The sequence below is a fragment of the Sagittula sp. genome (genome assembly GCF_052825245.1).
Genome location: NZ_JBRBWD010000020.1, coordinates 1 through 22,333, shown reverse-complemented (window position 1 = coordinate 22,333; position 22,333 = coordinate 1). Strand labels below are relative to the sequence as shown.

The following is a 22,333-nucleotide window of genomic DNA, read 5'->3' as shown; positions in this document are numbered from 1 at the left end:
GGCTGCCAACGCCCCCCCCCGTTGGCGCGACCATCCCTAGGTGGACGGCGTCGGCAGCGGATTTTCCACGATGGTAGCCATGAACGTCTGGCTCTGCTGTGACTGAGAGATCATGGACCCGAAATCCGTCACCTGAAACGCGAATCCGTCGGTCGATGGCGGCCAGGCGCCACCGGAAGAACCGAAGTACCGGTCGGTGTCCCCCACGAGCCGCTCCGGGCATTGGCCGAAACAACTTCCCACCGGTTTCACCGCGAAGGCGAGGTCCGCAAGCTGCTGGTAATCGGACTGCGCGCCGGTCTGCAGCAAAGTCACATGCATGTCGTGCAGGCTGTCGACAAGCGACTTCACGTCAGAGTTGGCGCACTGGCAATAGGGCCCCGGCTGGTACGAGGCCTTCAGCATCTTGTCCTCGCTCATCCAGTGATCCCGGAAATAGTATTCCTTCCGGTGATCGTCTTCCTTCACCGGTTCGACGTCCCCCATCCGCGCAGGCTGGATCTGTCCGATCACCGCGGCAACCCGGTCAGAACAGGACTGAGCATAGGATGTGACGTTCTTTATCTCGGCCGCTTTCTGGGTGTCGTCGGGGGCATAGCGGGCGCGCGCCTGGTACAGAGCGATGCAGGCAGCTGCCAGAAGCATGTAGATCGGCAGCGTCTGCACCGTCTCGTCGTCATCCAGCGAGTACTGCAGCATGGTGTCCATCTGATCCTCCATGGCGGTAAGATGGTTGCTGCCGTCGCCGGTGCTCAACAGGGCCCAGATATCGGCTTCGCTTTCACCGCTGGTGACCGCGTCCTGGTAATCGGTGTTGATGAAGTCGAGACCGGCCTGCAGAACGCCTTGGGCCTCCTCTATGGCGGCTTGGGTCAACTCCTGGTGCAGGATGGTGGTGATCGCGTTTTCCAGTTCGCTCACGACCTTCGCGAGGTTGAGTTTGTCCGGGTGAAAGATCTGGTAGATCTTCTCGCCCATCGCGACCAACTTCAGAATGGTGTTGATCGTCTGATAGACCATCAGAAAAGTGCCCATTCTCTTCTCCCCCCTTGAGTGAATGAATGCCGGTTCAGGCAACCTCCCGTTTATCGGCGGCGCCATGACCCGGCAGATTGACGTTGGGGCAGTTAAATAGCAAACCTTTTTGGGCAGGGAGCGTGGTGGCGGATCAACGGTTTTTGCGTATGAGCTTCAACGCCTTGTTCCAGATGAGCCATCGCTTCCGGTCAAAGTGCAGGTCAGGCCCGTCAAGACAATCAGTCAGCCTCCGGTTCCGGCTTTGGTCGCGGCATAGCCATTGAAGATACGCGGTGCATACTCGCTACAATCCGTTTGTCCGAAATCACACGTGCCCGGAAAAACCCTGCTTCAGGGCTGCGGCTCCTCAGGCTTCACCACTTCCAGCGGGTAATCCATGAAGGACCAGCCGTCCGTGCCTTCGGGCAGCCAGTAAACCTCTTCGTATCCCCATTCGATGGCCCGCTTCGCGGCGTTCCAGCTCATCCAGCAGTCGTCCAGACAGAAGAACACTACCGGGCGGGAAGGATCGTCGCCGGTGGCCTTCTTCAGTCCGCGGCGGAAGTACTCGGCGGTGACGTCGGCAATCGCGCCGTAGCCCACGTTGGGCAGCCAGATCGCACCGGGGATCGTGTCGCGGGGCTTGTCGCGCCAGATCGTGCCTTTGGGCAGGTTCGGAGGACGGGGAGCCTGCGGCAGAACGTCGATGAAGGCGGCTTCGCCGGCTTCCCAGATCCGGTGCGCCTCTTCCGGGTCGATCACCGTGCCGCCGGTCAGCGTATCGGGCACGGGCGCGCGGAACTCTTCCATGCGATATACGTCGGGCTCCGGCACCCCCTCGGCGCAGAGCGGCGCGGCGAGGCCTGACAGGATCAGGACCAGCGCCGCGACGGGTTTCATTGCGTGACGTCCAGAACCGCGTCGCCCATGTCGTTGACCATCGGCACGCCCGCCTCGGCCAAGACCGCGTTGATCTCGTCCTGGTGGCGGCGGATCAGGGAATTCAGCTCGCGCTGCCAGACCTTCTCGCCCTGCCGGACGCCCATCGTGATGCGGTAGTACATCTTGGGCGGCAGCGTTTCTTGGATCAGCGGAATGACCTTCAGGTCCGGGTGGTCGGACTTCACCAGCGGACCGCCGATCGGACCCCAGAGGATCGCCGCGTCGATGGTGCCTGCGTCGAGGTCATTCAGCATGTTCTCCGCCGGGCTCTCATACCGGCGATCGACCACCAAGGCGTAGGGTTTCGCCTTTCCGATGAGGCCGTTGCGGGCCATGTGATCGGCCGGGGGCGAGCCTGCGATGACGCCGATCCGCTTGCCCTTCAACGCCTCGTCGGAAAGCGTGGTCACGTTGGCCAGATCGCTCTCCTTCGGCACGATCAGCGTGAAGACGGAGGTAAGGTAGTGGTTGGTGTTCAGGACCAGCTCGTGCCCCTGGGCGTAGCCCATGATGACGTCGCACTTCTTGGCCTTCAGCGTGTTGCGCACGAAGCCCGTCGCCATCGGATACCAGGTGTAGGTGACGGGCAGGTCCAGCTTCTCGCCGATCAGGTCGGCCAGCTTGTTCTCGTACCCGCTCTCGTCCTTGCCGGACATGGGCAGGTTGGCCGGGTCGGCGCAGACGCGCAGGCTCGACGTGGACACGAGGTCCGAAGTCTGCGCCTCGCCGCGCGCGGCCCAGCCGAGAAGGCCGGACAGCGCAAGCGTGAGGCACAGGGTCAGCTTAGCCCATGCATGCATCTTCCTGCTCTCTGATGAGGTCGGATTTTGCTTCCTTCTTCGGCGGGCGGCCGCGCGGCACAGCGTCCATGCCGCGGGCGGCAAGATAGACGTAGATGTCGTTGAGGTAGCACATCACGTTCTGGTTGTCGCCGAAGTGGGGCATGACGGAGTTGCCGTTCTGCCGCCCGTTCACGACGACGTCGTAGAAGTCGTAATAGCCCATGTGCACGGCAGAGTTCTTGATCTTCGGTGCGTAGGAGGACCCTTCGCCGTCCGGGCCGTGGCAGACGTGGCATTCGGAGTGATAGCGGCGGAAACCGGAGAAGGTCAGCCAGTCGACGGTGCCGTCCTCGGCCACGTTGTAGGTCGGGATGTCCTCTTCGTTGTAGTAGATGCCGCCGTCCTCGTAGGACACGGTAAACTCTCCTTCGTGGTCTGCGGGCTTCACCGGCTGGTCGCTCCAGCTCTGTGCGGCCGCCACGGTGGGAAGCAGCGCCGAGGCGGCCACTGCTGCAAGAATTCGGGATGCGTGGCGCATCATGTGGGTTCACCTTTCGGCTGTAACTGGGAAGGAGGGGCCGGCACGCGGCCTAGGCGTGCCGGCCCCCTTTTACGGACTGGTCAGATCAGTCGGGCAGTGCGAACACCGTCAGCTGACCACCCAGAGCGGTGTAGTCGCTGAGGGCCGCGTAGCCGCCCACGGCGCCGAGACCGTCGTTCGGGTTGGTCAGACCGGCCGCGAGGCCGATGCCGGCCCAGCCGCCGATGCCGGACAGGATGCCGATGTACTGCTTGCCGGCCTGCTCGTAGGTCATCACGTTGCCGATGATGCCCGAGGGGGTCTTGAAGCGGTAGAGTTCGTCACCCGTCTCGGAGTCGACAGCCTTCAGGTAGCCTTCGAGCGTGCCGTAGAACACCACGTCACCCGCGGTTGCCAGGGCGCCCGACCACACGGAGAACTGCTCCGGCAGCGACCACTTGATCTCGCCGTTGATGTTGTCCCATGCGATGAAGTTACCCATGCCGCCATGGCTGTCCGGTGCCGGGTACATCGACAGGGTCGCGCCGACGTAGGGCTGACCTGCGGTGTAGGACACGCGGAACGGTTCGTAGTCCATGCAGACGTGGTTGGTCGGAACGTAGAACAGCTCGGTCTTCGGGCTGTAGGCCGCAGGCTGCTGGTCCTTGGAGCCAAGCGCCGCCGGGCAGATGCCGGTGGAGTTGACGTCTTCGCCGTTCTGCTCGGTGGAGTACTGCGCCACCACGGCCGGACGGCCATAGGTGTCGGATGCCGGGTCCATGTCGACGCCGGTGGTCCAGTTCACCGCCGGGTCGTACTTCTCGGCCACCAGCAGTTCGCCGGTCACGCGGTCCAGGGTGTAGCCCAGGCCGTTCCGGTCGAAGTGGGTCAGCAGCTTGCGCTCTTCGCCGTCGATCTCCTGCTCGGTCAGGATCATCTCGTTGATGCCGTCGAAGTCCCACTCGTCATGCGGGGTCATCTGGTAAACCCACTTGGCCATGCCGGTGTCGATGTCGCGGGCCATGATGGTCATGGACCAGCGGTTGTCGCCGGGACGCTGCGCCGGGTTCCACGTCGACGGGTTACCTGTGCCGTAGTAGACGAGGTTCTCTTCCAGATCGACCGAGTACCAGCCCCAGGTGGTGCCGCCGCCGATCATCCACTGATCGCCTTCCCAGGTGTTGGTGCCGGAGTTCTCGCCGACAGGCTCGCCCAGGTGCGTGGTGTTCTCCGGATCCATCAGGATGTCTTCGTCCGGACCCATGGAGTAGGCGCGCCATTCCTGCTCGCCGGTTTCCATGTTGTAGGCCGTGACCGAACCGCGGACGCCGAATTCGCCGCCGGAGATACCGACGATGACCTTGTCCTTGACCGGAAGCACGGTGGCGGTGTTGGTCTCACCGATGGACGGGTCGCCGTTCTGCACTTCCCAGACCACTTCGCCGGTCATCGCATCGAGCGCGACCACCTTGGTGTCGGCCTGGTGCAGGAAGACCTTGCCGTCGGCATAGGCCACACCGCGGTTCACGGTGTCACAGCACATCACCGGGATGACTTCCGGATCCTGCTTCGGCTCGTACTTCCAGATGATCTTGCCTTCCTGCGTCAGATCGAGCGCGTAGACAATGTTCGGGAACGGCGTGTGGACGTACATCACGTCGCCGATCACAAGCGGCGAACCCTCGTGGCCGCGCAGAACGCCGGTCGAGAAGGTCCACGCAACCTGCAGGTCGCCGACGTTGTCCTTGTTGATCTGGTCCAGTTCGGAATAGCGCTGGTTCTTGTAGTCGCCGGTCTGGATCGCCCACTGAGCTGGGTTGTCCATCTGCTCCACGAGATCGCTGTTTGCCATCGCCGTCGTGGCGCAGCAAAGGGCGATGCCCGATGTGAGTAGTTTTAACGATTTCATTGTCTTCCTCCCGATGTGGCGTATTTCGCCGTTTTCTGGCTGGGCCCCTGGAGCCCTGCCGGTTGACACCGCGCCGCCGGTTCTCTCCCACCCGGCGGCACGGCGAATTCCCTTATTCGCCCATTTCGTGGGTCTTGAGGAACGCGATCACGTCTGCGCGCTCTTCTTCCTTGCGCAGGCCGGCAAAGGCCATCTTGGTGCCCTTGGCATAGTCGCGCGGCTTCTCGAGGAAGGCGGCGAGTTCTTCGGCCGTCCACGTCTTGCCTTCCGCGCCCATCTCCTTGAGGACGTCGGAGTATTCGAACCCTTCGACGGATGCGATCTCGCGGTCGACGACGCCGTTCAGCACCGGGCCGACCTTGTTCTCTGCGCCTTCACCCACGGCGTGGCAGGCCTGGCACTTGCGGAACACCCGCTCGCCCTTCTCGGCGTCGCCTTCCATGCCGCCATGGCTTTCGGCCGCGGCGAGGACGGGCAGCAGGGTCAGAATCGATGCGCCGATGATGTGTTTGATCATGTTCTTTCCTTGGTCAACTGGGTTGCTCTAGTGGAGCCGCTCTGCGTGCCAGGCGACGTGGTCTCCGGCGAATGAGTTAACGAAGAAGTACGAATGGTCGTATCCCTTCTGCATCCGGAAGGTCCCTGGTTGGCGGCGACGGGTCATCATACCCGCCAGGGCATCGGGTTTGAGCAGTTCGAGAAACTGATCGGCCCCCCCCTGATCCACCAAGATATCTCCTTTCCAGCCCTTGTCCTCTAGTAACAAAGTCGCATCGTGGTCCGACCACGCCGCCTCGTCATCGCCCAGGTAGGCGGACAGTTGCTTGCGGCCCCAGTCGCTTTGCGTCGGGTTGGCGATCGGAGCGAAGGCGGACAGGCTTTCGAACAGGTCCGGGTTGCGCATCGCGATGGTCAGCGCGCCGTGCCCGCCCATCGAATGGCCGGTGATCCCGTGCCGGTCGAGCACCGGGAACCCCTTGGTCACGATGTCCCGCAGTTCGTTCACGACGTAGTCGTACATGCGGAAATGCGGTTTCCACGGGCTGCGCGTCGCATTCACGTAAAAACCCGCACCCTGCCCCAGGTCGTAGGCGTCGTCGTCCGCCACACCATCGCCGCGCGGCGAGGTGTCGGGAAAGACCACCGCAAGCCCGTGGCGCGCGGCATGTTCCTGGAGACCGCCCTTGGTCATGGCGTTCTCATGCGTGCAGGTCAGGCCGGACAGATACCACAGCACCGGCACCGGGGACTCCTCTGCCTGCGGCGGCAGGTAGACCGCAAAGGTCATCTCGCATCCGCAGGTGTTGGAGTCGTGCTTGTAGACGCCCTGCACGCCTCCGAAGCAGCGATTCTCGGAGATGGTTTCCATGACGCCTCAGAACTCCACGACTGCGCGGATGGACTTGCCCTCGTGCATCAGTTCGAACCCGTGGTTGATCTCTTCCAGCTTCAACTTGTGGGTGATCATCGGGTCGATCTCGATCTTGCCCTGCATGTACCAGTCGACGATCTTCGGAACGTCCGTGCGCCCCTTGGCGCCGCCGAAGGCCGTGCCGCGCCAGACGCGCCCGGTGACAAGCTGGAACGGACGGGTCGAGATCTCGGCCCCGGCGGGTGCCACGCCGATTATGATCGACTCGCCCCAGCCCTTGTGCGCGCATTCCAGCGCCTGCCGCATGACCTTCACGTTGCCCGTGGCATCAAAGGTGTAATCGGCACCGCCCTTGGTCAGTTCCACCAGATGCGCGACCACGTCGCCGTCGATTTTCGACGGGTTCACGAAGTCTGTCATGCCGAAGTGGCGGCCCATCTCTTCCTTGTCGTCGTTCAGGTCGACGCCGACGATCTGGTCCGCTCCGGCAAGGCGCAGGCCCTGGATGACGTTCAGGCCGATGCCGCCAAGGCCGAACACAACAGCGCGGCTGCCGATTTCAACCTTCGCGGTATTGATGACGGCACCGATGCCAGTCGTGACGCCGCAACCGATGTAGCAGACTTTATCGAACGGCGCGTTCTTGTCGATCTTCGCCAGCGCGATTTCCGGCACAACGGTGTGGTTCGCGAAGGTCGAGCAGCCCATGTAATGGTGAATCGGCGTGCCATCGAGCATCTTGAATCGGGTGGTCCCGTCCGGCAGCAGACCCTGACCCTGCGTCGCCCGGATGGACTGGCAGAGGTTGGTCTTCGGATGCAGGCAGTATTCGCATTCCCGGCATTCGGGGGTGTAGAGCGGGATCACGTGATCGCCGACCTCAAGGCTGGTCACACCCTCGCCGACTTCGATCACGACACCCGCGCCCTCGTGGCCGAGGATGGCCGGGAAGATGCCTTCCGGATCGTCGCCCGAGCGGGTGAATTCGTCGGTATGACAAAGGCCTGTGGCCTTGATCTCGACAAGAACCTCACCCTTTTTCGGGCCGTCCAGTTCCACTTCCATGATCTCGAGGGGTTTGCCGGCCGCAACGGCCACGGCAGCGCGTGTTCTCATGTCTGTCTTCCTCCCTGGCCCGGGCGTCAATGCACCCCGGCTGTTTGATCCGAGTATGGTGGGCTGCGGCATACCGACACAATGCAGACCATCGGATGCATTCGGTCGGCATGGACAGCCGGGGGTGGGCTTTGGCATCCTTGCGCATCAAGGGAGGACTTCCACCATGCTGACACGCAAGGCGCTTGCTGCGCTGGCCTTATGTGCCGCCACACCGCTTTCCGCCGCCGACTACTCCGACCCGACCTGGCCCTGCATTCAACGCAAGGTAGAGCGGCTTTCGGAAGGTCTGATGTGGCCGCACCCGATTCCCGAAACCATGCCCGAGGATCCCGCCCTCCGGCGGGAGATCGAGCAACTCGCCGCAAAGCTCGCCATCCGGCGTCTCGAGGTCTCCGAGCTTCAGGCGGACGTGACGGCCTTTGCCGAACGCAACGGCGGCGATCCGGCGCTTCTGGGGCTGGTCTTCGAAGAAACCTTCTCCAGCCTGAGCGGCCGCCGGTCCCGGATCATCGACGGCATCGGGAAATTCTCGCTCAGCCAGATTTCACTGTCCGAGCGGATCGAGGCCGCCCGTCAGGACATGGAGGCGGAGATGGCGCTGGAGGACCCGGATTTCGACAAGGTCGACGCGCTGGAGGAACAGCTCGACTGGGACCAGACGATCTACACCGACCGCCAGCAGTCCATCACCTACCTCTGCGAGACACCCGTGCTGCTGGAAAAGCGGCTCTACGCGATCTCGCAACTTTTGCAGGGCGTGGTCTCGGGCTGATCACTCCCATTCCAGTTCGGTGAAGGCGACAGTGGCGTTGCGGGGATTGTAGGCGTCGAACAGCGCCCAAGCGTCACCCTCGCTTTCTGCGATGTGCTTGACCGCCTCGCCGAGCCGTTCGCCCGCGTCGATGGCGGCGCGGGTGTCGCGCGCCAGCGTGTCGAGGTAGCGCTTCAGCGCCGTGCCACCTTCGGGCCATGGCAGCAAAGCGTCGCCATGGCCGGGCACCACATGAGTCCCCTGCCCTTCCAGTTCGGCCAGCGCCGCTTGCCAGCCGCGCAGGCTGCCGTCGAGCGCGGGCGTGTGCCGGTGGAACAGGAGATCTCCGGCCAAGAGCGTCCCGGTCGCCGCGTCGAAGACGGTCAGGTCCACGGTCGTGTGCGCGGCGGGCCAGGCGTCCAGACGCAGGACACGCCCGCCGAGGTCGATCTCTGCCGTGTCGGTGACCGTCTCGGTCACCTCCGGCGGTTCGGTCCCGAGCATCCGCTGCGCACCCACCAGCCGGTCGAGGCTGTCGAGGTAGTTCTCCTCCCGGTCCGCCAAGGCGCGCGGCAGCCCTTCGTGGCCGACGACCTCTGCCCCGGCCTCCGCAAGGACACTTGCGCCGAAGACATGGTCCGGGTGCACATGGGTCAGGATGACGTGGCTCACCGGCAGGTCGGTCCTTGCCCGAATCGCCCGCCAGAGCGATTCGCCGATCCAGCGCGCCGACCCGCTGTCGATCACCGCGACACTGTCCTCGCCGATCACGATCGCGAGATTGGAGACATCCCCGCCGTTCTCGGCGTCCGGCTCCTCGATCAGCCCCTCGTGCACCCAGAGACCCGGGGCCACCTCTGCGAGGTCCAGCACGGGCCCGGCGGACACACACCTTGGGTCCCCCTCGACCGAACCGCGTGAAAACGCCGGTACCTCAGGCGGTTGCGCCGCGATCCTTGCCGCGCACTCCGCCTGTGTGCCGCCTTCGTACCCCGGCAACAGCACATCGCGGCAGGTGTCGCCCCCCGCCGCCAGACACAGCATGACAACCGCTTCGAACATCTCCCATCCTCCCCCTGCCAGCCTGCCACAGCCGTGCGGCCAGACCACACAGACTTAATGCCCGCTATCGCGATGGCGGTCCGCGTGGCACGCTTCGCGACACACCATGCAAAAGGAGGAGGCATGGCCCACACTTTGAGACTGGCCACCGCGCTGGCCCTGTTGATGACCGTCCCCGCCGTGGCCGAGACGGTCGAGAACCCGCTTGTCCCGAGCGAGACGTGGGAAGACCTGCGGTTCGACGTGATCGGCGACACCGTCATTTCCGACGCCGAAAGCCCGCTCTCCATCGACGCCCCCTACCGCGCGCATGACGCTGCGACGGTGCCCATCGTCCTGACGCAGACAAACCTCTCCGCCCAGATCGACAAGGCCACCGTGGTGATCGACGAGAACCCGGCCCCGGTCGCGGCGGAACTGACCTTCGGCCCCGCCATGGTGCCCGTCGATTTCGAGCTGCGTGTGCGGGTGAACCAGTATTCCAACGTCCGCGTGCTGACGGAGACGCCGGACGGCACCTTCATGTCGGGCCGGTTCGTGAAGGCCTCCGGCGGCTGTTCCGCCCCCGCCTCCCGCGATCCCTCCGAGATGATGGCCACGCTCGGCCAGATGAAGCTGCGCCTTTTCGGCGAGCCTGAGATCTCCACCGCCCGGCGCGAGGCGCAGATCATGCTGCGCCACCCGAACTACTCCGGCCTGCAGCGCAACCAGGTGACGCAGCTTTTCATCCCGGCTCACTTCATCGACCACATGGAGGTCTGGCAGGGCGACGAGATGCTGTTCACCATGGACGGCGGCATCTCGATCTCCGAAAACCCGGCGTTCCGGTTCTCCTACACCGACAACGGCGCACCCGCGCTGACGGTGAAGGCCACCGACACCGAGGGCAACGTCTTTGAGCAAAGCCTGTCCAAGGACGCGCAGGGGTAACGGATCAGAAGCAGACGACCTCGGCCTCGGCCTGCGCGCGGCGCAGGTCGGTAACGAGGTTCTGCGCGGCCACCGCACTGTTGAACACGGCCATGCGCTCCCCCCCGGCGCGGCGCATAGAAAGCACCGTTTCGGCCTGCAGGTATTTCTCGTAGGGCAGGATGGAGGCGATCTCGTCGATCGAGCAGGAGCATTGTTCGAGCGTCAGCCGCGACCGGCCGTTCGTCGCCATGCAGGCAAAGACGTAGTCCGCCCGCGCGGCGGTGGGATAGTCGTTGTACCGCTGCGCGATGTCCTGCGCCTGCACGCCGCCCGGCATCAGGGACAGGGCCGCCGCACAGAGAGCCGCGCCCAGCAGCGACCCGCGCAAGCCCCGAAATCCTGGCAATCTTCGAAGCAAATCGCGTCCGCGGACACCGGACCTTAAGACCTCGCCCCGGATGATAGGGGCGGGAGGACGGGGGAGTAACCGTTTCTTTGCGACTATCTGCGCGGCGGAATCTGCCCCCGCGCGGCTGCACCGGTCTTCAAGATGCGGATGGGTCATTCCGCGCCCTCCGCCTCCAGGCTTTCGAAGTCGATCTCCGAGCGGTAGACCGGCGCGCCTTCTTCGCCCGGCACCTCCGCGACAAAGCTCATGTACCAGCCCGGCACATCTTCGGACATGGTGACGGCCAGCGCCAGTTCGCCAAAGCCCTGCATGCGGTCACTGTTGGGATCGCCTTCGAACGGGTGCAGCACCACGGTCTTGGTCGGTACGGTTCGGCCATCCAGCGTGGCTTCGCCCTCGACCACTTCGCTCGGACGGATCAGTGCCTCCTTCACGCGGTTGCGGATGTAGAACGGGCTGCCGCCCGCCGCCTCCGCCATGTCCCGAACCACGGATTCGTAGAAGAACATGATCATCGGGTTGCCCACGCTGGCCGGGAACTTGCCCAGACCCCGGTGCTTGCCGTTCTGGAGGAACTCCAGCTCCGCCATCATCGCCTGCTGCTCCTCGAAGGACAGGCGTATCGTGCCGGTGTCGCGCACCGCCGATTCCGGTTTCAGCGCGTTCACCACCTCGCGCGTGTAGCTCAGCGCCTTGTCCTTGCCCACCGGGTCGAGCGTGCCCGAGCGGAACAGCAGGTCGTAGGTCTCCTGACCGTCCAAAGTCTCTGCGGCGGCCGGTCCGGCCAGCCCGAGACAGAGCGCGGCGAATAGCATCGTCTTGCGCATGTTGAAATCCTCCCTCACCCGAGACTAGCCGCAGGCCCGGTCCTGTCATTGCCGACTTTCGGCTCGGTCCCCGCGGCGCCGCCCCGGATCTTCCAGTCGATCAGCGGGCGCAGGCGCGACACCTGCACCGGTTTCGTCATCACGGAAAAGTCCTGTTCAGCCCCCGCCCGCAGCAGCCGGTCGCGCCGGTCGGCGGTGATCATGATCGCGGGCACGTGGGTTCCGAACTCCGCCCTGACCCGCGCGATGGTCGACAGACCGGTGTCGTCGCCGTCGAGCTGGTAGTCCACCAAGAGGATGTCGGGCGGGATGCCCATGTCGCGCAGATGCCCGACCGCCTCCTCCGTCGAGCGCGCGCCCAGCACGCTGGCGCCCCAGGTCTCGAGCGTCTGGCAGGTGGCGAACAGCACGTTCTCGTCGTTCTCCACCACAAGCGCGATGAAACCCTCGAGGCTCTCCTCGCTTTGCATCGGAACCTTGGGGGCGGTCAGCGCCGTGGCGGCGTCCACCACGTCGAACTCGATGCAGAACTTCGACCCCACGCCCACCTCGGACGACATCCACAGCCGGTGGCCGAGGTGACGGCATGTGCGCTCCACGATGGACAGGCCCAGCCCCACGCCGGAGCCAACAGGCACGTTGCCCGCGCGGGCGAATTCCTCGAAGATCCGGGACTGGTCCTCCGGGCCGATGCCGATGCCGGTGTCCAGCACCTGAAGCTCGACCTTGTCGCCCCGCCGGCGACAGCCCAGCACCACCTTGCCACCCGGCTCCGTGTACTGGATCGCGTTCACCACGAGGTTCTGGATGGAGCGCAGCAGATACACCGGGTCGGACCTGACCCAGGACATGCAGGGCACCATCCGCAGCGCCACGTTGCGCTTCTGCGCAAGCGGCATCTGGTCCTCGAAGATCGTCTGCATGATCTGGCCAAGGCACAGCGTCGTCGGATGCACCGTGTCGTGGTCGGCGCTGTCCAGCCGCGAGATGTCCAGCAGCGCGTGCAGCAGTTGTTCGATGGAGGTGAAGGCCCCCTTCAGCCGGTCCACCATGGGTTCGTGTTCCGACCCGGCAGAGTTCGTCTGCAAGGTGGCGATCAGCAGTTTGGCGGCGTTGATCGGTTGCAGCAGGTCGTGGCTGGCGGCTGCGAGGAACCGTGTCTTCGACGAAACCGCCGCCTCCGCCCGTTCCTTGGCAACGCGCAGCTCTTCCTCGACGCGGGCCTTCTCCTCGTATTGCTGGGTCAGGCGTGCGTTCGTCTCCGTCAGTTCGCGGGTGCGTTCCAGCACGCGCTTTTCCAGCGTCTCGGTCGCGCGGATCTCCAGCGTCACGTCCTTCAGTTCGACGAGGAAGCCGCCGTCCGGCAGCCGGTTGCCCTGCAGGTCGAACACCTGCCCCGACCGGCTGCGCACCTGCCGCCGGAGCCGCCCCTGCCGCAGCAACTGCCGCCGCCACTCGTCCACCTGCAGCAGCGAATGGTCGGCGATGAAGCCGCGGATCGACATGAGCTGCAGCAGCCGGGCCATGTTCATGCCCTTCTGCAGCACCGTCATCGGCAGGCCGGTCAGCTTGCGGAACTGCTGGTTGTGCATCACCACGTCGCCGTTGGCGGAAAAGCTGCAGACGCCGCTGGTCATGTTCTCGAACACCGCCTGAAGGTAATCGGCCTGCCGGTCGATCAGGTGTTCCTTCTCGCTCCGGTTCTGGCGGACCACGGCTGTGATATCGCTCAGCAGCAGCACCGTGTTGTCCATCGAGGTGCGCTGCGTCGACAGCTGGTAGAAGCGGTCCTCCGTCACCTCGATCACCATCGAGGCCCCGGGCAGCGGGCCGTCGTTCGCGCCGATCTGCCGGTCTGTGGAGATCACGAAACGGCTTTGCGCCAGCAGCTCGAAATACTCCGGAAGCGGCAGCCCGGGCACGATGCGGTCCGACACGTCCGGCAGCAGGTGCTGGAACAGGTCGTTGCAGATGGCAAGCTGGCCCTCGGTAAAGAGCGCAAAGCCCTCGCCCATGGCCGCCAGCGCCTCGTCGAGGTTGCGGCGCGTGCGCTCCCGTTCGAAACGGGTGGTCTCCAGCTCGTCGGCGGCGCGTTCGAGGTCGCGCGTCTTGGCCGCGACCTGTGCTTGCAACTCAATGGCCGACTGGAAGGCGCTGTAGGCCGTCTGGCCCACGTGGTTCTGCCGCATGGCGCGGCGCACCAGCGCCTCGATGATCCTGTCCTGCCTGAGAAGCTGGAGCTCGGGCGGTTCCAGCGGGTCGATCAGGTTCACGGCAGAAGGCTCCCCCTCGGGCCGAAGAAGGCGACACCCACGAAGGTCTGGTTCATGTGGAGGCCGCAGTGCTGTTCGCCGTAGGTGTTGAAGCCCAGCACCTTGCGGCGCCGGAAGATCTCCGACACCTGGCCGTCCAGCTTCTTCTCCTCGATCTCAAGCTTTCGCAGAACGCAGTCGAAGGCGAGGATGAAGTCCGGTTTCCGGCCCATGGAATCCGTGACGTCCAGCTCGGCTTCCAGCGTCTCGATGATCTCCTTGCCGCGGCCCATCACCATGATCAGACCGTCGTCGATGGCGGCAAGAAACGACAGCGTGTTGCCCTCAAGCACGTCGGCGATGGCACGGACGTAATGCGCCTGCTTGTGGCAGACCAGCATGGGGTTCTCGGCAAAGACCTGCGGCGTCAGCTCGGCGACCGAGCAACCCACCAGCCGGGCGTATTCCTTGGCCGCCGGCGCGCCGTTGATCTCCGTGACCAGCCGCTCCTCAGTGTTGGCCTCGGTGATGACCAGTTCGTGCCCCTCCGGCAGGAAGTGGTCGAAACTCACGCCTTGGAAATGCAGGTCGGTCTCGATCAGCAGCACCAGCGCGGCGTTGTCGTGGAACTGGCCCTTGTGCAGGATCTGCGTCCGCTCGAAGGCCATGCCGTCCCCGGCGGAGCCACCGAACACCGGCACGCCTTCCAGCACGCTCTCCAGCACCGACGCCAGAAGATCCTCCTGCTTCGACAGCCCGTCGGCAAAGACCAGCGCCAGCCGGTTCCAGCCCGCCGTGTGGATGAACTTGCCGTTGTTGCGGGTCATCGTCTCGAAGATCTGGGCGATGGACAGCGGCTTCAGCGGCGTGATCAGCGTGGACGCGCAGCGGAAATGCTCCTTGCGGAAGCCGATCAGCAAAAGGGCGTCGTTCTCGTATCCGAAGGGGGTGATCTGCCCGGCGGTGGTGCAGCCGAAGACCGGAACGCTTTCCAGTTCCTCGGCGAAGACCTCGGCCACCGCGTCGGAATCCATCGCCGCGGGGATCAGGGCGATGACGAAACAGAGTTCATGCGCGCTGACGGCCCGCGCGGCCTCTCGGGCAGCACAGGCCGGGTCCGCGTTGTCGGACCGTCCAACGGTGACATAGGCCGGAAGATCCGGCCCGATTTCATCGCGCGCCATGCCTCAGTGACACAGGAAGTTGCGCGCTTCCGGCTCTGCCTCGATACCCGGGGCGGCCGCCTTGTTCGCCGCCTCGACCATCAGCGCCGCCTGCGTCCGGTTGTTGACCCCAAGCCGCCGCAGAAGCGCGGTGATGTGGGCCTTGACCGTCGCCTCCGCCAGTTGAAGCTCGTAGGCGATCTGCTTGTTCGGCTTGCCCGCGCAGATCAGCTTGATGACCTTCTTCTGCTGGGGGGTCAGCGCCGCCAGCTTGGCGTTCATGTCGCTGCCGGGGGCATCCGGTGCATCGGACACGGTGTTCTGGCGATACTCCATCGGCACGTGCTTGCGGCCATTGGCGATCTCCAGAAGCACCTGCTGCAGGTCCTCCACCGGCGTGTCCTTCGTCAGGAAGCCGGAGGCGCCCTCGTCCATAAGCGCATGCACCAGGGCCCGCGAGGTCAGCGAGGAAATCACAAGGACCGGCGTGTCGGGCACGCGCCCGCGCATCGTCACGAAGCCGGAAATGCCCTGCACGTCGGGCAGCTTCAGGTCGAACATCACGAGGTCGGGCGAAAACCCGTCGTCCAGAACCTTCAGTGCGTGTTTGAGAGAACGCGCCTTCTCGAAGCGGCAGAGCGGGAAAACCCCCTCAAGCGCCGAGGCCAACGCGTCACTGAATAGTGGATGGTCGTCCACGATCAGCACGGACGAAATCCCTTCGTCACGCGCTGCAACTTTGAAGTGTTGCATGTCAAAGCCTCCCTGTTGAAAAGCTAGACCAAGCACATCGTTTTGCAACTGTTTCCGAATGGAACAAGTTAGGCTGAGAGGGGGTTGCGCGCAACAATGTTGCGAAGACCCTTTGTGGCAAGGGGTTGACGGGTTTTGTGCGGCTGGCGGAAAAACTCCGCTGCACCGCAGAAAATAAGGACAATTTTCCGCGCCGCCCTGAAAGGTGATTCGCAGATCGGCCATTTCGATCCGCCAGCCTTGAAAAAGCCCGTTCCGAACGTGGCCCGCGTGGACGATCCCTGCGGGCACTCCAGCCCGTGGAAAACGCACAACCAAAGCGCGAGTAACGGCGCCCCGCGGCGCACGGTCGGGCACCGGTATGGGAGAGACGGACCCGGTCGGGGCCGCGGGGCGTCGGGAAGACAAGGGGCCCCAGCGGACCCCGATGCCCGCACCCTGCCCCGCGACGGACGGAAACGGAATTCTTAATTTATGAGAGGATCTGCGGCGCGGTGCCCTCGATGCAGAACCCCTTGTTCCGCACCGTGCGAATACCGAACCCGAAATCCTGCGCGGCCAGCTTCTTGCGGACATAGCCGATGTAGACATCGACGACGTTCTCGTTTCCCGCCCCGTCCGCCCCGCTGTCGGAGGCCCATAACGCGTCAAAGATGGCACCCCGCGCCAAGGGCTCTCCGCCCTGCCGGACAAGCAGCATCAGCAGGTCGGCCTCGCGTTCCGTCAGCGTGGCCTCGGCGTCGCCGAGGCAGAGCAACCGGATGGACTTGCGGAAGATGGCGGGCTGCGGACGGCGTGCCTCCGCGCGCTTTTCCTGCACCCTCAGGCGCGCGACCAGTTCGTCGAGCGAGAACGGCTTCACCACGTAATCGTCCGCCCCGGCCTCCAGCCCTGCGGCACGCTGTTCGACCTCCGACAGCGCGGACAGCATCAGGACGGGCACATCCACCCCTGCGGCGCGCGCTTCCCGGACAAGGTCGATGCCGCTGTCTTCGCCCAGCATCACGTCCACGATGGCGGCAGCGAACCCGCCGCCCAGCAATTGCGCCAGCGCCGTATCGGCCCGCAGTTCGGTCTGTGCCTCATAGCCATGGATCGCCATCCCCCGCGCAAGGGCAGAGGCGATGCCGGGGTCGTCGTCCACGATGAGCAGCCGCAAGGTCATCGCCGCACCCTATCCTTCCGCAACCGGCAAGCGAACCGAAACTTTCGTCCCCGGTCCGTCGCCAAGCCGCTCTGCCTCGGGCACCGGGCTGGTGACGGAGATCTCACCGCCCTGCGCCTCGATCACCCATTTCGCCAGCGCGAGGCCAAGCCCGAAGCCGGCGGAATCCTTGCGCCCCTGGCCGAAGCGTTCGAAGACCCGCATCTGCGCCTCTGCCGGGATGCCGGGACCGTTGTCGATCACCGCCGCCACGCCGCCCTGCGCCACGATCCGTACCCTGCCGCCCTCTCGGGCGTGGCGGATGGCGTTGCGGACCAGTCCGGCCAGCACCTGCCGCAACCAATTCGGGTCGGCCAGCACGGTGCCCTCTCGGGCCTGCGTGTCCAGCGTCATCCCGGCGCTTCGGCATTCCGCTTCTACCTCTTCGACCACCGCGCGCACCGTTTCCGGAAAATCCACCTTTCCCGGGTCCAGCGCCAGTTCGCCGCTGTCCGACCGCGCCACCCGCAGCAGGTCGTCGATGCGCCGGTTCAGCCGCGCCGCACGGCTCTCGATCGTCCCGAAGATCTCCGCTCCGTCCGCAAGGGTCTGCCTGCCGATCTGCGCCTCCATCAGGATGACCGTCAGGGGCGTGCGCAACTCGTGACTGACATCGGCAAAGAACCGGCGGCGGCGGGCATCGACGGCTTCGAGCTGGGCGTTGGCGGCGCGGAGCTCGGCCGTCCGCTGGGCGATCTCCTCCTCCAGCCGGCCCCATTCCGCCTGCACATGGGCCTGCCGAGCGGCCAGCGCGGCAGCCATGCGGTTGGTCTCCGAGAAGAGCGCGCCGATCTCGTCGCCGCGGGTTTCCGGCAGGGCCACGTCGAAGTCCTCCGCCCCGATCCGCCGGGCGGCGCCCCGGAGTTGCTCCAGCCGGCGGAACTGTGGCCGGACAAGCCCCAGCGTGAACCCCGCCACCATCAGGAGCGACAGAACCACCATCGCAGCCGCCGCCCAGATCATCCTCTGGCGGAGCGTCTCGATCCCCTTCAGGGTTTCGCGGCGAAACATCGCCTCCCCGTTGAGAGCCTCGTTCAGAAGCGGATCGAAGGTGCTGGCGAAGGCGTCGATGTGGGCGCGCAGGACCGGCACGTCCTGACCGCCACGGCCCAGCCCGGTCAGCGTGGAGCCAAGCTGCGCCTCCATACGCGCCAGCGTGATCGACTGCGTGGCATGGCGCGACTGTCGGTCGATGCCGGAGGCCTCCGCCTCCTCGACCGCGCGCTCAAGGTCGCTGCGGATCAGCAGGAAGGTCGCGCCAATGTTCTCGGCCACCGGCTCCAGCCGCTGCATCCGTTCCTCTCGGGGCAGGCCGCGCTGCACCGCCTCCGTGGCGATCACGAGGAAGGTGGACACCTGCGAGGACAGCGTGCCGTAACGCGTCATCCGGGCCTCGGCGTTCAGCGCCGCCTGCATCCGGTCGCCCACCCGCTCCATGCCCCAGAACAGGGTCAGGGCCGTCAAAAGGGTGACCGCGCTCAGCGCCACGGCACCGGCGGTCAACCGCGCGCGCAGCGACCAGGGCTGGCCAAGACGGGTCATCGCCCCAGTTTCGTGATGAAATGGTGGGCAAGCATGGCGGGACTGAGCATTCCTTACGCTGTTCTCCGGACAATTCGAGCCACCGCCCGCCCGGTTAACGGAGTTTTCCCTTACCGCGCGCATAGTGAAACTACGACTAAAGGATGTATTGATAGAGGCCCCCGATGATCGAGCTGCTTTTCGTAACCTGCATGGCGACAGCCCCCGGCGACATGGACACCTGCCGAGAGCGTAGCCTTGTCTTCACCGATGTCACCCCCATGGCCTGCATGATGGGCGCACAGCCGCAACTGGCACGCTGGGTGAACGAACACCCGAACGAGCGGATCCAGAGCTGGAAGTGCCGGACAGTCGACCATTCCGAGCGAGACGCCTGATCGTCGCAGCCTTCCGCCACCCTGCATAATCCTGCAGAATTTCCGGATGGACTGGTGCCCGCTGCCAATCTGTCCGACACTCCGACCGGGCGCCTACTTGCGCCGGGCCATCGTTACCCTTGCCGTATTCGCCGCCTGAGACCTAAAATGGCACTCAGGACGACGGGAGGCGTACGGAATTCATGCAGGACTTCGGCGAAGCATTCTCGCTGGCTTTCGGGCTGGTGCTGCATCCGTCCGCGGACCTGATCGAGATCGTCTCGCTCTCGCTGCGTGTCAGCCTGACGGCGACGGTGCTGGCCTGCCTGTTCGGACTGACGCTGGGCGCGGTCCTTGCCATCGCGCGCTTTCCGGGGCGCGGCGCTGTGCTGATCGTGCTGAACGCGCTCATGGGCCTGCCACCGGTGGTCGTGGGCCTTCTGGTCTACCTCAGCCTGTCGCGCGCCGGGCCGCTCGGCTTCCTTGGCCTGCTCTACACTCCCACGGCGATGATCGTGGCGCAGACCATCCTGATCACCCCCATCGTCGCCGCGCTGTCGCGGCAGGTGCTCGAAGACCTGCACGACGAATACCGCGATCAGTTCCGCTCTCTCTGCCTGTCGCGCGTGCAGGTGGTGCAGGCGCTCCTGTGGGACGGGCGGATCGCGCTCACCACGGTGGCGCTGGCGGGCTTCGGCCGCGCGGTGGCAGAGGTCGGCGCGGTGATGATCGTCGGCGGCAACATCGACCACCTCACGCGGGTCATGACCACGGCCATCGCGCTGGAAACCTCGAAGGGCGAACTGGCGCTGGCGCTGGCCCTCGGCATCGTGCTGATGGGCATCGCGCTTGGGGTCAACGCGCTGGTGCAGACCCTGCGCCTGTCGTCGGAAAGGCAGCAGGCCCATGCGTGATCTGACCGAACAGGATCTGAAGACCGCCTGCCATGCGGAGGCCCCCTGCCTCAGGATCGAGAACCTGACCCTGCGGCTCGGCGGCAAACCCGTGCTCGATTGGCTGGACCTGACGCTGGAGGGGCGCGGCCTGACCGTGATGCTGGGGCCGAACGGTGCCGGGAAAAGCCAGCTTCTGAAGGTGATGCACGGGCTGACCCGCCCCGACCAGGGCCGCGTCACATGGAATGGCCGCCCCGCCCAGCAGGCCACCCGCCAGCAGGCGCTGGTCTTCCAGAAACCCGTTCTGCTGCGCCGGTCGGTCGCCGCGAACATCGACTTCGTGCTGAAGGCGCGCGGGCGCGCCCGGTCGGAACGTGACACACTGCTGAACCACGTGGGCCTTCTGGACAAGGCGCGCCAGCCCGCCCGGGCCCTGTCCGGCGGAGAGGCTCAGCGCCTGTCGCTGGCCCGGGCGCTCGCGCTCGACCCTCAGGTGCTGTTGCTGGACGAACCGACCGCCAGCCTCGACCCCGGTTCGGTGCTGGCCATCGAGCGCATCATTCAAGGCGCCCACGACCGCGGCGTGAAGGTGATCCTCGTCACCCACGACATCGGGCAGGCGCGGCGGCTCGCCGACGAAGTCGTCTTCCTCCATCGCGGCCGGATCGCCGAGCAGGCCCCTGCCCATCGTTTCTTTTCCACCCAGGACAGCGCCGCGGCGCGTGACTTCCTGCACCACAGGATCGTCGTCTGAACTGACTTCATGACATAGGGAGACTTCATGAAACCCGTTAAATTCACGCTGGCCGCGCTGCTGGCGCTGGCCCCGCTTGCCGTTTCGGCACAGGAGTCCATCATCGTGCAGTCGACCACCTCGACCGCCAATTCCGGCCTCTACGACTACCTGCTGCCGATCTTCTCCGACAAGACGGGCATCACGGTGAACGTTGTGGCGGTCGGCACCGGGCAGGCGATCAAGAACGCCGCCAACTGCGACGGCGACGTGCTGCTGGTCCACGCCAAGCCCGCCGAGGAGAAGTTCGTGGCCGATGGCGGCGGTACCTCGCGCACCGATCTGATGTACAACGACTTCGTCATCGTGGGGCCGGCCGACGATCCGGCAGGCGTGGCGGGCACCTCGGACGTCGAGGCGGCCCTGAAGACGATCGCCGGGAAGGGTGCGGTCTTTGCATCCCGCGGGGACGATTCCGGCACCCACAAGAAGGAAAAGGCGCTTTGGCAGGCCGCGGGTGTCGATCCGGCGACGGGCTCCGGCGACTGGTATCGCGAGACCGGCTCGGGCATGGGCGCGACCCTGAACGCGGGCATCGGCATGGGTGCCTACGTGATGACCGACCGCGCGACCTGGATCAGCTTTGCCAACAAGCAGGACTACCGGATCGCGGTGGAAGGCGACGACGACCTCTTCAACCAGTACGGCGTCATCCCGGTGAACCCGGAGAAGTGCCCGGCGGTGAAGATCGAGGCGGCAAAGGCGTTCTCGGACTGGCTGATCTCCGACGAGGGGCAGAAGGCCATCGCGGGTTACACGGTGGACGGGCAGCAGCTGTTCTTCCCCAATGCGCCCAAACAGGGTAGCTGAGAACCGGGGCACGATCTGCCCCGCCATGGGGCAGAGCGATGCATGAACCGGAATTCCTGACGGTCCCCGAACTGGCGGACCTGTTGCGGATCAAGGAGCGCAAGGTCTACGACCTCGCCGCGTCGGGCGAGGTCCCCTGCACGCGCGCCACCGGCAAGCTGCTGTTCCCCTCGGTCGCGGTGCGCGACTGGCTGGAGGCGCATTCCTCGGGCCACGTGGTCAAGACGCCAAGGCCCCCGGTGGTGCTGGGCAGCCACGATCCGCTGCTGGACTGGGCAATCCGCGAAAGCCGCTGCGGGCTGGCCAGCTACTTCGACGGGTCGGCGGACGGGCTCGCACGGTTCAACCGGCGCGAAGGCGTGGCGGCGGGCCTGCACCTGCACGACGCGGAAGGGCGGGAGTGGAACATCCCCAGCGTGGCGCGCAGCTCGGCCAACCAGAACGCGGTGCTGGTGCGGTTTGCCACCCGCGCCCGCGGGCTGGTGCTGCGGCGGGAACTGGAAGGTGTCAGCGGCATGGCCGACCTGGCCGGACGGCGCGTGGTGCCGCGTCAGGGCGGATCGGGCAGCGACGTGCTGTTCCGGCAGCTTGCGGCGAAGGACGGGCTGGATGTGGATGCGCTGGACCTGACGGAGGTCGCGCGGACAGAGACCGAGGCCGTGCAGACCCTCGCCCGGGGCGACGCCGACGCGACGCTGGGCTTGGAAACGGTCGCACGGGATTTCGGCCTGCCCTTCGTGCCTCTGGTGGAGGAACGCTTCGACCTTCTGGTGAACCGGCGCGCCTGGTTCGACACGCCGATGCAGCGGCTGATGGTCTTCTGCCAGTCGGAGGCCACGCTGGCCCGGGCGGAGAAGATGGGCGGTTACGACCTGACGGGGCTGGGCACGGTGCGCTGGAACGCCTGAGCGTTTTCGGGGCGCTGCCGCGCGCCCCGACCCG

The 22,333-nt window shown here is 65.4% G+C and carries 23 protein-coding genes; 7 read left to right on the top strand and 16 right to left on the bottom strand.

Annotated features, from left to right (window positions below; genetic code table 11):
• Nucleotides 1-36: 36 nt before the first annotated feature.
• The 8 genes from ACU0DV_RS07145 to ACU0DV_RS07110 all read right to left on the bottom strand — a co-directional run bounded on the left by ACU0DV_RS07145 (nt 37) and on the right by ACU0DV_RS07110 (nt 7,658).
• Nucleotides 37-1,035: a hypothetical protein gene (locus ACU0DV_RS07145; protein ID WP_446241452.1), complete on the bottom strand. Its 999-nt coding sequence runs from the start codon at nt 1,033-1,035 to the stop codon at nt 37-39.
• 333 nt (nt 1,036-1,368) lie between these two features.
• Nucleotides 1,369-1,917: a PQQ-dependent catabolism-associated CXXCW motif protein gene (locus ACU0DV_RS07140; protein ID WP_446241451.1), complete on the bottom strand. Its 549-nt coding sequence runs from the start codon at nt 1,915-1,917 to the stop codon at nt 1,369-1,371.
• A complete protein-coding gene (locus ACU0DV_RS07135; protein ID WP_446241450.1) occupies nt 1,914-2,759 on the bottom strand; it encodes a substrate-binding domain-containing protein in 846 nt (281 codons plus the stop codon). Before ACU0DV_RS07135 ends, ACU0DV_RS07140 begins: the two co-directional genes overlap by 4 nt.
• Nucleotides 2,743-3,282: a c-type cytochrome, methanol metabolism-related gene (locus ACU0DV_RS07130; RefSeq protein WP_370312055.1), complete on the bottom strand. Its 540-nt coding sequence runs from the start codon at nt 3,280-3,282 to the stop codon at nt 2,743-2,745. The genes ACU0DV_RS07135 and ACU0DV_RS07130 overlap by 17 nt, the downstream gene beginning before the upstream one ends.
• Before the next feature lie 85 nt (nt 3,283-3,367).
• On the bottom strand, nt 3,368-5,170 hold the full coding sequence (gene xoxF5, locus ACU0DV_RS07125; RefSeq protein ID WP_100931198.1) for a lanthanide-dependent methanol dehydrogenase XoxF5: 1,803 nt from the start codon (nt 5,168-5,170) through the stop codon (nt 3,368-3,370).
• Nucleotides 5,171-5,282: 112 nt separating this feature from the next.
• Entirely contained in the window at nt 5,283-5,687 is a 405-nt protein-coding gene (locus tag ACU0DV_RS07120) for a c-type cytochrome (protein ID WP_100931197.1), read from the bottom strand.
• Between the two features lie 27 nt (nt 5,688-5,714).
• Nucleotides 5,715-6,539: an S-formylglutathione hydrolase gene (gene fghA, locus ACU0DV_RS07115; RefSeq protein ID WP_100931196.1), complete on the bottom strand. Its 825-nt coding sequence runs from the start codon at nt 6,537-6,539 to the stop codon at nt 5,715-5,717.
• A gap of 6 nt (nt 6,540-6,545) precedes the next feature.
• Entirely contained in the window at nt 6,546-7,658 is a 1,113-nt protein-coding gene (locus ACU0DV_RS07110) for an S-(hydroxymethyl)glutathione dehydrogenase/class III alcohol dehydrogenase (protein ID WP_100931195.1), read from the bottom strand.
• Between the two features lie 166 nt (nt 7,659-7,824).
• On the opposite strand from ACU0DV_RS07110, the gene ACU0DV_RS07105 reads away from it, so the two are divergent.
• Nucleotides 7,825-8,433, top strand: a complete 609-nt coding sequence (locus tag ACU0DV_RS07105) for a hypothetical protein (RefSeq protein ID WP_370312057.1) — start codon at nt 7,825-7,827, stop codon at nt 8,431-8,433.
• On the opposite strand, the gene ACU0DV_RS07100 is transcribed toward ACU0DV_RS07105, so the two are convergent.
• Nucleotides 8,434-9,474 (bottom strand): quinoprotein relay system zinc metallohydrolase 2, encoded by a 1,041-nt coding sequence (locus ACU0DV_RS07100; RefSeq protein WP_446241449.1) that lies wholly within the window; start codon nt 9,472-9,474, stop codon nt 8,434-8,436. It abuts the gene before it with no gap.
• Nucleotides 9,475-9,597: 123 nt separating this feature from the next.
• On the opposite strand from ACU0DV_RS07100, the gene ACU0DV_RS07095 reads away from it, so the two are divergent.
• On the top strand, nt 9,598-10,404 hold the full coding sequence (locus ACU0DV_RS07095) for a quinoprotein dehydrogenase-associated SoxYZ-like carrier (protein WP_446241448.1): 807 nt from the start codon (nt 9,598-9,600) through the stop codon (nt 10,402-10,404).
• 4 nt (nt 10,405-10,408) lie between these two features.
• Here ACU0DV_RS07095 and ACU0DV_RS07090 read toward each other — a convergent pair whose 3' ends face one another.
• The 7 genes from ACU0DV_RS07090 to ACU0DV_RS07060 form a co-directional block, all read right to left on the bottom strand.
• Nucleotides 10,409-10,723: a hypothetical protein gene (locus tag ACU0DV_RS07090; protein WP_446241473.1), complete on the bottom strand. Its 315-nt coding sequence runs from the start codon at nt 10,721-10,723 to the stop codon at nt 10,409-10,411.
• A gap of 224 nt (nt 10,724-10,947) precedes the next feature.
• Nucleotides 10,948-11,622, bottom strand: coding sequence for a hypothetical protein (locus ACU0DV_RS07085; RefSeq protein WP_283983794.1), 675 nt, complete (start codon nt 11,620-11,622; stop codon nt 10,948-10,950).
• Nucleotides 11,623-11,636: 14 nt separating this feature from the next.
• Complete coding sequence (locus ACU0DV_RS07080; protein WP_283983795.1) at nt 11,637-13,895, bottom strand: PAS domain-containing hybrid sensor histidine kinase/response regulator; 2,259 nt, start codon at nt 13,893-13,895, stop codon at nt 11,637-11,639.
• The gene (locus tag ACU0DV_RS07075; protein ID WP_100931190.1) at nt 13,892-15,058 is read right to left on the bottom strand and encodes an FIST N-terminal domain-containing protein; all 1,167 of its coding nucleotides are present in this window, start codon (nt 15,056-15,058) and stop codon (nt 13,892-13,894) included. The genes ACU0DV_RS07080 and ACU0DV_RS07075 overlap by 4 nt, the downstream gene beginning before the upstream one ends.
• 3 nt (nt 15,059-15,061) lie before the next feature.
• The gene (locus ACU0DV_RS07070; RefSeq protein WP_100931189.1) at nt 15,062-15,790 is read right to left on the bottom strand and encodes a LuxR C-terminal-related transcriptional regulator; all 729 of its coding nucleotides are present in this window, start codon (nt 15,788-15,790) and stop codon (nt 15,062-15,064) included.
• A gap of 472 nt (nt 15,791-16,262) precedes the next feature.
• Nucleotides 16,263-16,955, bottom strand: coding sequence for a response regulator transcription factor (locus tag ACU0DV_RS07065; RefSeq protein ID WP_446241447.1), 693 nt, complete (start codon nt 16,953-16,955; stop codon nt 16,263-16,265).
• Between the two features lie 9 nt (nt 16,956-16,964).
• Nucleotides 16,965-18,536, bottom strand: a complete 1,572-nt coding sequence (locus tag ACU0DV_RS07060; RefSeq protein ID WP_446241446.1) for an ATP-binding protein — start codon at nt 18,534-18,536, stop codon at nt 16,965-16,967.
• Nucleotides 18,537-18,700: 164 nt separating this feature from the next.
• Here ACU0DV_RS07060 and ACU0DV_RS07055 point away from each other — a divergent pair, with 164 nt between their 5' ends.
• From ACU0DV_RS07055 to ACU0DV_RS07035, 5 genes are all read left to right on the top strand, one after another.
• Nucleotides 18,701-18,913: a hypothetical protein gene (locus ACU0DV_RS07055; RefSeq protein WP_100931186.1), complete on the top strand. Its 213-nt coding sequence runs from the start codon at nt 18,701-18,703 to the stop codon at nt 18,911-18,913.
• A 182-nt stretch (nt 18,914-19,095) separates the two neighbouring features.
• Nucleotides 19,096-19,806 carry an ABC transporter permease gene (locus tag ACU0DV_RS07050; RefSeq protein ID WP_446241445.1) on the top strand — a complete coding sequence of 237 codons (711 nt, stop codon included), beginning with the start codon at nt 19,096-19,098 and terminating at the stop codon, nt 19,804-19,806.
• Entirely contained in the window at nt 19,799-20,542 is a 744-nt protein-coding gene (locus tag ACU0DV_RS07045) for an ATP-binding cassette domain-containing protein (protein WP_446241444.1), read from the top strand. The genes ACU0DV_RS07050 and ACU0DV_RS07045 overlap by 8 nt, the downstream gene beginning before the upstream one ends.
• Before the next feature lie 27 nt (nt 20,543-20,569).
• Nucleotides 20,570-21,391 (top strand): substrate-binding domain-containing protein, encoded by an 822-nt coding sequence (locus ACU0DV_RS07040; protein ID WP_446241443.1) that lies wholly within the window; start codon nt 20,570-20,572, stop codon nt 21,389-21,391.
• A gap of 38 nt (nt 21,392-21,429) precedes the next feature.
• Nucleotides 21,430-22,299, top strand: coding sequence for a helix-turn-helix transcriptional regulator (locus ACU0DV_RS07035; RefSeq protein ID WP_283983800.1), 870 nt, complete (start codon nt 21,430-21,432; stop codon nt 22,297-22,299).
• The last annotated feature ends 34 nt before the right edge of the window (nt 22,300-22,333 follow it).